General features: G+C 61.5%; 9 protein-coding genes and 1 pseudogene. All 10 read right to left on the bottom strand.

Annotation, left to right across the window (positions count from 1 at the left end; translation table 11 throughout):
* Window positions 1-11: 11 nt before the first annotated feature.
* The gene (locus EOC83_RS01380; RefSeq protein ID WP_013529887.1) at window positions 12-1,031 is read right to left on the bottom strand and encodes a BMP family protein; all 1,020 of its coding nucleotides are present in this window, start codon (window positions 1,029-1,031) and stop codon (window positions 12-14) included.
* 379 nt (window positions 1,032-1,410) lie between these two features.
* Window positions 1,411-1,602: pseudogene (locus EOC83_RS01375) on the bottom strand (aromatic ring-hydroxylating dioxygenase subunit alpha); the annotation flags it as partial.
* A 308-nt stretch (window positions 1,603-1,910) separates the two neighbouring features.
* A complete protein-coding gene (locus EOC83_RS01370; protein ID WP_013529886.1) occupies window positions 1,911-2,702 on the bottom strand; it encodes an AraC family transcriptional regulator in 792 nt (263 codons plus the stop codon).
* Window positions 2,703-3,158: 456 nt separating this feature from the next.
* Window positions 3,159-4,346 (bottom strand): porin, encoded by a 1,188-nt coding sequence (locus EOC83_RS01365; protein WP_063168884.1) that lies wholly within the window; start codon window positions 4,344-4,346, stop codon window positions 3,159-3,161.
* Window positions 4,347-4,665: 319 nt separating this feature from the next.
* The gene (gene glyA, locus EOC83_RS01360; protein WP_013529884.1) at window positions 4,666-5,940 is read right to left on the bottom strand and encodes a serine hydroxymethyltransferase; all 1,275 of its coding nucleotides are present in this window, start codon (window positions 5,938-5,940) and stop codon (window positions 4,666-4,668) included.
* 78 nt (window positions 5,941-6,018) lie between these two features.
* Window positions 6,019-6,978, bottom strand: a complete 960-nt coding sequence (locus EOC83_RS01355) for a D-glycerate dehydrogenase (RefSeq protein ID WP_063168885.1) — start codon at window positions 6,976-6,978, stop codon at window positions 6,019-6,021.
* Window positions 6,979-6,991: 13 nt separating this feature from the next.
* Window positions 6,992-8,197, bottom strand: coding sequence for an aminotransferase class V-fold PLP-dependent enzyme (locus tag EOC83_RS01350; protein WP_063168886.1), 1,206 nt, complete (start codon window positions 8,195-8,197; stop codon window positions 6,992-6,994).
* 55 nt (window positions 8,198-8,252) lie between these two features.
* Window positions 8,253-9,119, bottom strand: coding sequence for a formyltetrahydrofolate deformylase (gene purU / locus EOC83_RS01345; RefSeq protein ID WP_013529881.1), 867 nt, complete (start codon window positions 9,117-9,119; stop codon window positions 8,253-8,255).
* Window positions 9,116-10,009 carry a methylenetetrahydrofolate reductase gene (locus tag EOC83_RS01340; protein ID WP_013529880.1) on the bottom strand — a complete coding sequence of 298 codons (894 nt, stop codon included), beginning with the start codon at window positions 10,007-10,009 and terminating at the stop codon, window positions 9,116-9,118. Before EOC83_RS01340 ends, purU begins: the two co-directional genes overlap by 4 nt.
* A gap of 143 nt (window positions 10,010-10,152) precedes the next feature.
* The gene (locus EOC83_RS01335) at window positions 10,153-11,409 is read right to left on the bottom strand and encodes an aminomethyltransferase family protein (RefSeq protein WP_013529879.1); all 1,257 of its coding nucleotides are present in this window, start codon (window positions 11,407-11,409) and stop codon (window positions 10,153-10,155) included.
* Window positions 11,410-11,891: the final 482 nt, after the last annotated feature.

Genomic DNA, 11,891 nt, shown 5'->3' with positions numbered 1-11,891 from the left:
GTTGATGTGTCTTACTTCACCTCGGCGGTGTTGAGCGGAACGACAAACTTGCCGGAAAGAATCTCCTGCCGCTTGGCAGATATTTCGCCCTTCACCGCCTGCGGGATCTTGCCGTCGAAATCATGATAGGGTGCGATGTCGGTGCCGCCTTCGGCCATCGAAAACCATTTCGGTTCGGCGTTGCCATTGAATTGCGCACCGGCCTTGTGTTTCAGCCATTCGCCGATGATCCAGTTGAGATCGGGCTTCCAGCTGATGATGGCGCTGGACGCAATGGCGTCGGGCGCGACCTTGCTCTGGTCGTTGATGTTGGCGAAGCACATGATCTTGTGCTCCTGGCAGGGCTTGAAATTGTCGGTCAGCATGAAAACGACGTCGGCGCCGGCCGCGATCTGCACATTGGCATGCTCAGCCGCCAGCGCATTGTCGGACCACGAGCCGATGAACGAAAGCCGATGCTGGATGTCCGGCCTGATCGACTTTGCACCCTCGAAGAACGCATTGATCTGGTCGTTGACGTCATTGGCTGGAAAGGTGCCGACGATGCCAACCATGCCTGTCTTGGTGGTATGGCCAGCCAGCATCCCAAGCAGGTAGGAAGGCTCATGCAGCCGCTTGTAGATCCAGTATTGATTTGGCCCGGCTGGGTGATTGCCGGAGCCGGTGACAACAAACATCAGGTCGGGGAACTCGACACTCAGCTTCTGGACCTGGTCCGAATAGGTGCCATGGCCCCAGATGATGTCGTATTCACCACTCTCTGCGTAGAAACGCATGGCGTTCTCAGCATCGTCTCCGTACAGCGGATCGGTATGTTCCCATGCAATCTCCAGCCCCTCGGGCCTTTCCTGTTTCAGTTGCTCAAGCGCGTCGAGCAGTGTCCGGTCCCAGCCGACGTCAGGCAGGTCCTGCAGGATAACAGCCAGTTTCAGCGTCTTTGGGACATCCGCGAATGAGCGTACAAGCCCCGACAGAAGCAGGGCGCCCGCCGTGCCCAGGATTGCCGTGCGTCGCGTAATGGTATTCGTCATCGCTTGATCCTCTCATTCCAGTCCGAGAACTGTCCAATGCCGCCCTGTCGTCATCCGGATGTTCTTGTCTTTTCCGGTTGCCTACTTGGAGGCGGCGATCGCCTGGACAACGTCCCCATGGCGTTGTTGGCAGCCGGTCTTCCGGCTTAGGTCCGAAACTTCCACGGCGAAGGTCGGCTAACAATGGCTGCGATTTCTTTCGCGCATATCCACAATTAATCATGTCCGAAAATGCGCCCATGACTAGAGCATAGTGCCGAAAAGTGTGAAGCGGTTTTCACGGACAAACGGAAACCGTTTGTCCAGACATCATGCTCTATCTCTTTGATCTAGAGGCGGATTCCGATTTCAGGTCGATTCGACCTGAAATAATCCGGCTCTAGTGTGCGCCGATACCGTTGCCGGCCACGACGCCATAACGCAGGCCCCTTTCGCGCAGCCAGCGGCGGTAGGCGGCCGACGCGGCGTCGGCGCGGATCGGCACCTCGGAACGGGAATCCAGCGGCAGCCTCTTCGGAACCTGATTCTCCAGGATCGGCTTGTCCTGACCCAGGATGGTCTGATGAAATCGCCTCCTCGACACAGGCGACGACATGCCAGTCGTTGAGCGCAACGGGATCGAGATGAGAGAAATTGCTCATGGTGCTGTCCAGCCTGGAATGTCTGTTGTCGGCGAACGGATCTGGCCAAGGCGCGACCGGCAACCAGGTTGCAAGACATCGGTCCGTTGCCTGACGCCGGATCAACCCTGATTGCCCGACAATTCATTTGTGCCTGGAAAACCGCCATGTCCGCTCTTGAGGAAAGCATATCGCCAGTTCACCCGCCCGGTTCTGGAGGCAATGCTTGCCTCGTCACCCGGAGGCACGTGGGCAACCATCAGGCGTTGCGCTTCTGCTCTCTGAGCTCGGTCGGTGAACAGTCGAACGCCAGCTTGACCTGCCGCGAGAAATGATAGGGGTTCTTGTAGCCGACCTGGTAGGCGATCTCGCTGATCGACAGTCCTGTCCGCTGCAGCAGATGCGTGCCGTAATCGAGGCGGCAACGCCACAGATATTTGGCCGGCGTCATGCCGAGATGTTTCTTGAACGCCGAGACCAGATATTGCGGACTGACGCGCACCTGCTGCGCCACCCGCTCGATCGACAGATCGGCGGCAAAGTTCTCTTCGAGGAAACGGCGTGCCTGCAGGATCGTCTGCGGGATCGGCCGCTCCGCCTCGATCACCTCGGCCTCGTAGATGAAGGCGTGGAGCAAGGCGTTGGTCAGCGACTCGCGAACACCACTGCGGCCGCCACGCTCGCCGAGGCCAAGATCAACACCCAACTGCATGAGGGTGTGGACCATCGGCGAGGCGACGATGAACGGCGCGAACTTCTCGCGCTCCTTGTACAGCCACGCCGCGTTCTGCGGCCGGCCATCGCACCAGCTGACATGGGTCAGCGTTTCCGGCGCCACCGACGTCATGTAGCGATCACGCGTGAGCGACAGAGCACATTGTCCTGCCTCCAGTTGCAGGACGCTGTCATCCGCCTCGAGCGTCAGGGATCCGACGTGGACAAGCATGAAGGCCAGATAGTCGCCACCGATCGGCCCGTAGTCGCCGCCATTCTCATAGGTTAGTTCGCCGAAGGTGTTCTCGCGGCTAAGGTCGATCGGTGGCAGGCGCATATCGGCTTCCCCCTGTCAGACTGCCGGTGCCATGCAAATGAAGTCGATCCGCGTTCCGGCTGCGTCTCCAATTGTCGAAGCTATGGCCTCGTGACGCAAGATACCGCCAATCAACCTGCTCATGGCGGCAGACCGATGCTTCCACGCGCACAGGCCCAGGCTAGCCGAGGCGATCCGCCAGGCCAGAGAGGCCGCCCTTGAACGCTCGCTGGTCAACGGCTTGTCGAGATCGACGTCGAGCCGCGCTGGCCAGTCGTCGTCACTCGGGTGGGATCACACTGGTGGACATAGCCGGAATGAAGGGCGCCTTGGTCAAAGGCGCCCTTCGCATCGGCGGCGCGCTTCGGTCCTGGAGGTACGGACTCAAGCATTTTGAGAGGAGCCACCCGATGAGCTCACTGGGCCGGCTTGCCCAGCGAGCATTCGTATATTTCGGCGAAGTGCTACAACAATCCGCTAGAAGTCGCGCTGGAAGCGGAGGAGGCCGCCGACGCTATTCTCTTTCGTAGCGCCGACCCAGTTACGGTTGTCAATCTGGCCAAACTTGCCATCGTGGTTATAGTCAACTTCGGCCGTGACCGTGAAGCCGGGGACGACATCGTAGGCAACGTTTGCCGCGACACCGTAATTCTTGTCATCGTCAGCGGAAACCTGGAGATTGAACGAGGTCTTCTCGTTGAACTTGTAGGTGCCGCCTCCCCAGACTGCCCAGTTGCCGCCCCACTGCTTATAGAAGTTGCGGTCGATGTTCTTGTCGGTGCCGTAGCCGGCCATCAAGAACAGAGACAGAGCGCTCGAAGCGTTCACGTCCAAGCGAACCTTGCCGGCATATTCTTCGAAGGTGCTGTCATAAGCAGCGACGCCCGTGATCGCGCCCCAGCCCTGCGTGTACTTCACGCCGCCGACGACATGCGGGACATAGCTGTCGATCGTGTCGTAACCCGAACTGATGTACGTGAAAGGCGGGACGCCGGTCGGGCCAGCGCTGCCGCTACCTTCTTCGAGGGAAACCACGCCCGACAAACCGTTGCCGAGGTCGAAGTAGTACTGGACGACGTTGCTGTCGAAGCCGCCATAGGGGACGATCGTGTCGTTGATGACGTTGCCGGCGTAACCGATGAAGGTGTCGAAGGCCGGGTCGTCCTTACCGACGCGCAGACCACCGAGCTGGATCCAGGCGAAGTTCAGCGTAATGCCCGTGTTGCGGGCCTGCCAGTTGTTGCGGCTGTCGTTGGTCGTGGCCTGGTTGGCATAGTCGCCGAAGCTGTTGCCGAAGTTGAAGCGGGTCTCGGTGTAGGTCTTCAACGTGCCGAGTTCGGTTTCCTGGCCGGTCCAGGTCTTCAGGTTGAAGCGGGCATTCTTCCAGTAGGTCGAGTGGTCGTCTTCGCCCATGCTGTCAGGAACGTGATTGACGCCATCGAACGAACCGGCATCACCCACGCCGACGTCGTAGCGGACATAGCCGCCGATGCGCAGGCAGGTTTCGGTGCCGGGGATGTAGAAGTAACCAGCGCCGTAGACGTCGCAGATCTTGACGTATTCAGCGGGTTCCGGCTCGGCAACAACGACGGCGTCGGCGGCGTGCGCACCGGAAACTGCGATCAGAGCCGCAGCTGAGCCGAAAAGAAGGCTCTTGATGTTCATTTTCCTCTCCATTCAAAAGATCAAAAAAAGCCAGGGTATCTTTCGAGGCTGGCAACCCGCTCCCCGGAAAACGCCGCACCCATGGATCCAAGCTCCTCCTGCCGTCCGCAGCCGAAGGCGCCACTTCCGTCAATCGACGGAAATTGCTTGCAAAATGGCTCGGACGACAAACTTGGCGGTGGATGTATGCGGTGATTTCGCGATGACGTTAGGACAGGCGCAACTCGTCACGAATGGCGCTGCTACGCAAAACCATATCTGTGGCTAATGCCCTGTCCGCGGCAGCCATGTATCTGCCTGTGGCGCGCTCCCCGGACGGTCAACCGGGTCTGGGCTCGTAGATCGGGAATGCCTCGCAAAGCTCCTCGACCGACCGCCGAGCCGCCTTCTCCTGTTCGGCGCCCCATTGCGTTCCGACCGCATCCAGCACGTCGGCTATGAGATTGCCGACACGGGCAAACTCGCCCTCGCCGAAACCGCGCGTGGTGGCGGCCGGTGTGCCCAGCCGTATACCGGAGGTGACGGCAGGCGGCGCCGGATCGAAAGGAATGCCGTTCTTGTTGCAGGTCAGCCCTGCCCTGCCCAACGCCTCCTCCGCGTCCTTGCCGGACAGGCCCTTGCCGCGCAGGTCGACCAGCAGCAGATGCGTATCGGTTCCGCCGGAGACAATGTCGAATCCGCGCTCGCCAAGCGTCGCGGCCAGCTTTCTGGCATTCGCCACCATCTGCCGGGCATAGGTCTTGAACCCGTCCTCCAAGGCTTCACCCAGGGCAACGGCCTTGGCAGCAATGACATGCATCAGCGGGCCTCCCTGCAGGCCAGGGAACACCGCCGAATTCAGCTTCTTGGCGATGTCCTGGTTGTTGGTCAGGATCATACCGCCGCGCGGGCCGCGCAGCGTCTTGTGCGTCGTGGTGGTGACGATATCGGCGACCTCGACCGGGTTGGGATGCACGCCGCCGGCGACCAGGCCGGCGAAATGCGCCATGTCGACCATCATCAGCGCGCCGACGGCATCGGCGATCGCCCGGATGCGCTTGAAGTCGATGATGCGCGGATAGGCCGATCCACCCGCGATAATCAGCTTTGGCCGTGTTTCCCGCGCCTTGGCCTCCAGCTCCTCATAGTCGATAAGGCAGTCGCTCTGGCGCACGCCGTATTGCACGGCGTTGAACCATTTTCCCGACAGTGTCGGCCGGGCACCGTGCGTCAGATGCCCGCCGGCGGCGAGCGACAGACCCATGAAGGTGTCGCCCGGCTTCAGCATGGCGAGCATCACCGCGCCGTTGGCCTGGGCGCCGGAATGCGGCTGCACATTGGCGTGCGCCGCGCCAAACAGCCGGCAGGCCCTGTCGATGGCAGCCGCTTCGGCCAGATCGACATATTGGCAGCCGCCGTAGTAGCGGTGCCCCGGATAGCCCTCGGCATATTTGTTGGTCATCACCGAGCCTTGTGCCTCCAGCACAGCCGGCGAAACGATATTTTCGGATGCGATCAGCTCGATTTCGGACCGCTGCCGGCCCATCTCGCGTGCAATCGCATCGGCGACCACCGCATCCTGGAGCTTGAGGTTCCTCTGGAAAAAGCCGGTCATTCTGCTCGTCTCCTGGCGGCAAAAGGCGGACACGGTTTTCGGCGTCGCCATGCCTGGTGTTGGAACTGAAACGGGGAGCTAGTTCACTGCGTCAGGCGGGGTGCGGCCTTCGAAGAAGGCCGACAGATTGTCGATCACCCGCATGCCCATTGCGATGCGCGTTTCGCTGGTGGCGCTACCCAGATGGGGCAGCAGCACGACATCTTCACGCTCCGTCAAGGCGCGCGGCACGGACGGCTCCGTCTCGAACACGTCGAGCCCGGCACCAGTAATCCGACGCTCACGCAGCGCCTGGACCAGTGCGTCCTCATCCACCACATCGCCACGCGCGGTGTTGATCAGGAAGGCTGATTTCTTCATGCGGGCAAGACGGCGTTCGTTGATGAGGCGGGTGTTTTCGCCACCGCCCGGACAATGCAGCGACACGAAATCCGAGGCCGCCAGCACCTCGTCCACAGTCGCCAGCTGCCGCGCCGGCATGCCGGGGTGGGGAACCGGCCGGCTGTCGAAGAAGACGACCTCCATGCCGAAGCCGAAGTGACAGCGCCTGGCCATGGCCTGGCCGATCCTTCCCATGCCGATGATGCCGACGGTCTTGCCGCTGACCTGGGTGCCGCAGAGATGCGTCGGCCGCCAGCCGGTCCATTTGCCGGAGCGCAGCTCGCGCTCGCCCTCTCCGGCACGGCGCGCGCACATCAAAAGCAGCGTCATGGCGAGATCGGCGGTGGCATCGGTCAACACGGCGGGCGTGTTGGTGACGATCAGCCCTGCTGCGCTGGCGGCGGCAATGTCGATGTGGTTGAAGCCGACACCGAAATTGCCAAGTATTCTTGCCCTGACCCCGCCTGCAAAGAGATCCGCGCCAAGCCGATCGGTTACGGTCGGCAGCACGGCATCGGCAAGCAGCAGGGCCTGGCGAAGCTCTTGTTGCTCATAGGGCCGATCGGCTTCATTCAGCGTGACATCGAAATGGTCGCCAAGGCGCTGTTCGACCTCATGCGGCCAGCGCCGGGTAACGATTACCTTCGGTTTGCTCATGGCTACGATCCTCTCAAGCCGCGCGTTCGTGCCGCGGCTGCAAGGTCCGGCCGATCTCGGCGCGGTACCATTCCTGCGCAGCGGCAACACCGGAGCCGGCCTCGATTCGGGCTCCGGCGTCGCGTAACGACATTTCCGCCGAGGCCAGGGCGGCGAGGCACATGACCTCGTTGAGGTCGCCGAGATGGCCGATGCGGAACACGCGGCCAGCCACCTTGCTGAGGCCCGCGCCGAAGGATGTGCGATATCTGGAATATCCGTTGGCGATGACCTGTCTGGCATCGACATCCTCGGGGACGACGATCGCCGAAACCGTATCCGACCACCATTTTTCCTCGTTGGCGCAGAGCTTTAGTCCCCACGCATGCACGCCGCGGCGCACACCTTCGGCGAGCCGGTGGTGCCGGGCAAAAATCTGCTCCAGTCCCTCGGCAAAGATAAGGTCGAGGCTGGCTCTCAGGCCAAGCAGCAACTGCGTTGGCGGCGTATAGGGGAAGAAGCCGGTCTTGGACGAAGCCTGCATATCCTCGAAGCTGAAATAGCAACGCTCCATGCGCGACTGCTTGTGCGCTTCCAGACCCTTGGCGCTCACCGCCAGGATGCCGAGACCGGCAGGCAGCATCAGCCCTTTCTGCGAACCGGTGATGGCGAGGTCGACGCCCCATTCGTCCATCCGGAAATCGATCGAGCCGATCGAACTGACGCCGTCGACGAACAGCAGCGCATCGTGAGCCGTTTCGTCGAGCGCGGCACGCACGCCGGCGACGTCGGACGTCACGCCGGTCGCGGTCTCGTTGTGGGTGGCGAATACCGCCTTGATCTTGCTGCCCTTGTCGTCGCCCAGCCGTTGCCGATAGGCGTCGAGCGGAACCCCCTCACCCCATTCGACATCGATGCAATCGACCTCAAGTCCAAGGCGCTCGGCCATGTCGACCCACAGGTGCGAGAACTGGCCGAAGCGCGACATCAGCACCCGGTCGCCGCGGCTGAGCGTGTTGGAGATTGCCGCTTCCCAGGCGCCGGTGCCTGAGCCCGGAAAGATGAAGACGCTGCCGGTTTCGGTCTTGAAGATCTGCTTCAGGTCGCGAAACAAGGGCAGCACCAGTTCCGGAAAATCCGGTGCGCGCATATCCTGCATCGGCACGTTCATGGCCCGCCGCACAGCGTCGGGAATGTTGGTCGGACCCGGGATAAAGAGATGCGCCGTTCCATTTTTCATGATCTGGTTCTCCTGTTGATATGAGCATCGCCACACACGGGTCGGTGTTGCCGCCTTACGCGAACACAACCGTTTTTCGTCCGTTGATCATCACGCGGGCTTCGAGGTGCCGTTTGATCGCACGCGCCAGAACGCGGCTTTCGATGTCACGGCCGGCCGCGATAAAATCCTCGACGCTCATGGAATGCGTTACCCGCTCGGTTTCCTGCTCGATGATCGGCCCCTCGTCGAGTTGGGCGGTCACATAGTGAGCCGTGGCGCCGATCAGCTTCACTCCGTGCTCGAAAGCCTGGTGATACGGCCGCGCGCCCTTGAAGCTTGGCAGGAACGAATGGTGGATGTTGATGACCTTGCCGAACAGGCGCCCCGCGAGGTCGTCGGAATACACTTGCATGTAGCGAGCCAGGACGACGAGGTCGGCGCCGACGTCCTCGATCACCGCCAGTATCCGGCCTTCCTGTTCCTGCTTGTTCTCCTTCGAGATGGGCAAGACGTGGTAGGGAATGCCAGCCCATGCCGCAGTTTCGCGGCTGTCTTCGTGGTTGGAGATGATCGCTGCGACCTCGGCTTCGAGCCAGCCAACACGGATCTGGTAGATGAGGTGAAGCAATGCATGGTCAAACTTCGAGACCATGATGACGATTTTCGGCCGACGGCTCCGCTCAAGCAGGCGGCTGCTCAGGCCGAAGCGATCCACCACAGGCGCAAGTCCCTTGGTGATGGCATCGGCAGACACCCAGGCGGGCGCCGAAAAGGCAATGCGCATGAAGAAACGGTTCGAGGCCCTGTCCCAATGCTGGCTGCTTTCAGCAATGTTCGTGCCAAGGTTGGCGAGTTCGGTCGTCACTGCCGCTACGATCCCGGCCTGGTCTTCGCAGGACAGCGTCAGAATGAACGACAGTCGAAGCGCTGCACAATTCATCGTTCGTTGACCCGCGGCCAGCACGCCTCGCGATAATCGGCGAACCAGGCAAGCGTCTTTTCCCATCCGCCGAATGGGAAGAAATGGAGGTGTAGTGGCGCGGTCGGCGCCGGGTAGCTTGCCGCCATGGTTTGTAAGATCTCGGCTGGGTTCCGGTCGGCCACGATGTTGAAGAGGCCGCTGGCGGAACGCCGCAGCGCCGCGATCGAAGGGCCGACACCGCACATCATGGCGAACCGGATGAGTTTGGTAAGGCTGGTCACACCGGCCAGACCAACATGAACCGGCAGCCCGGGATGCGCCGTATGCAGACTGCTCGCCCAGGCGGCGATCATGTCGCCATCGAAGGCGAATTGCGATACGACCCTGGCTTCCAGCGACCGCTCGGCACAGATGTCGAGCTTGCGCCGCAATGCGTCCGTCAGCACGGCTTCGACGATGCTTGGATGCCCTTCCGGATAGCCGGCAACGAAGGCGGTTCGTATCGCACTGTCTTTGACCACGGGATGGGCGAGCAACTGGGTTGCCTCTCCCAACGGCCCCGGAAAGAGAGCCGGATTGCCGCCAAGAAAGAGCGCTTCGCTTATCCCGTTTCGACTGTGGGCGGTGACAAGATCGACATAGTCCTGCTCCGAATTGAAGTTCCGCGCGCCCAGATGTGGCACCGGCACAAAGCCCAACTCCTTGATCCGGCGCGCTGCTTCGATTTGCAAAGCCTCGGGCTTGCCGGGAAGGTGAGTAAGAAAGACGCGCGAGCCAAGCGGGAAGCAGTCGGCTGGTGGCGCAAAGGTGCGTGCCTGCGCCGGTGCCAGTTCGATCGACACCTCCGCGTCGAACACAAATGTAGCCGAACCTCGCGTCTGGATAAGCTCTTGGCGCATGTCGTTCATGATCTTTCCAGGTCTCTCCCGACCAGCTTCACGATTTCGCGGCACCGTAGGCCGCGGCAATGGGAGCCGGGCAGACCAGCTGCCCGGCTTGTCGTCACGGGAGGATGCAACGACAGGACTCTCAGTTCTGAAACAGCGTTTCGCTACCCGTTGGCGGCGCGTTTGAGCGACAGGAACGGCAGCCCCACGACACGCGCCCTGACATCGGCCGCCACGCCATCCTTGTTCCACTTCAGCGTGAGCTCGGTGCCGGTCTCGGCGGCCTCACGCCGCAGATGGCCGAAGCCGATCATCCTGCCGGTCGAAGGTGACCAGGCGACGCTGCTGGCGTGCCCAACTTCCTTCCCGCCGCGAAAGGCTTTCAGCGGATACCACTGCACGCGCCGCAGATTTCCGGGCGCATTGCTCTCAAGCCCCTTGCCGTCGAGGGCTTGCGACCAGTCGATGTCGAGCCCGACGAGCTGGCGATGGTCACCCGTGTTCGACATGCGCTGCAGCGCCGCCTTGCCGATGAAATCGGCCTTGCGAAAGTCGACCAGCCGGCCCAGGCCGAGGTCGAAGGGCGACGCACGATACTTTCCAGCTGCCTGAATGCTGGCGCCGCCATGGTCTGGGCCGGCACTTGTATAGTCGTAGCCAACGATCAGCAGCCCGGCTTCGAGACGTGCTATGTCGAGCGCCCAGGCGCCGGCAGGAAGGATGCCAAAAGGCTTGCCTGCCGCCTCGACCGCGTCCCACACGGCGGCGCCGTCATCCGCCTTGACCCACAATTCATAGCCATGCTCGCCGGTAAAACCCTGGCGCAGGATCTCGACCCGTCTGCCGGCAATTGTGACGATGGCCAAGCGAGAGAACGGCAATTCCTGCACGGACTGGGTGACAGCCTCCAGCACTTCGCGGGAACGCGGTCCCTGCAAGGTGAGGATGCCGTAGCTATCGGATATGTCGGTGACACGGACGTCGAGGCCTTCGGCATGCTGCTTCCACCAGGAAAGGCCGGGATCGGCGGAAACGCGGAAGGTGGTTTCGTCCATGCGGAAAACCAGACCGTCGCCGACGACATGGCCGTTCTCGTCGCACCACGGTGCATAGTAGATCTGGCCGACCTGCAGCTTCTTGATGTCGCGCGGGATGAGCGCATCCATCATCCTCTCGGCATCCGGACCGGCAATGACATATTTCGACAGTGGTGACATGTCGCCCATGGCCACCCTGTTGCGGATAGCCGCCAGTTCCTCGACCATATCGGAGTAGCAATCGACGACCATGTTCCTGTCCCAGCGCATCCAGAGTGCGTTCTGGTTCAGTGGCGCCGTCCGTTCGACGAAGGGCGTGCCGCGAAAGGCGACATGGGCATCTGCCACCACGCTCAGGCCGGACGTGAATTTGATGTCGTTCATTCCAGGTCTCCTCCCAGTCGCAAGGCACTTTGCTGCGACATTCGACGACAACGGGTGAAGAACAGCGCACCTCGCGCCATGGAAACGAAACCATCCAAGCGCAGACCGCAGGGACGGCTTCCTGCGAGCAGCAACCCGCTCAGTCAGATGTCTCTTGCCTCATCCGTATCTTGGGTGAGACTTTCACTTCGCAGCGTTTTTCGGAATGCCCCCGGTTGCCGACGGCATACCCGCAGTTCAACCTGAATATTTGAAGCCGCCGTCGGATTGCTTTCGCTGTCAGCCTTCACCGGCAAATGCTCGCTTGCGGTCGACCAGGTAACGCCGTCTCACCGCACAAGCTCGGCCCGTTCAGCCGTAGCATCGAAGCCTGAATTGGCAGCTCGACGCGTGGGGGGAAAGGCGGTAGCGCGCTGGCGCTAGCAAATTTCTCACCCAGGAGTGCGGTGAGACGTCCGGCGATTTCGACTTCGATTCCGCGG

Origin of the sequence: Mesorhizobium sp. Primo-A (assembly GCF_003997175.1) — a bacterium.
In the GTDB taxonomy this organism is placed as follows: domain Bacteria; phylum Pseudomonadota; class Alphaproteobacteria; order Rhizobiales; family Rhizobiaceae; genus Mesorhizobium; species Mesorhizobium ciceri.
Note: the sequence above shows the minus strand (reverse complement) of the source record. Positions and strands in the feature narration are given on the sequence as shown.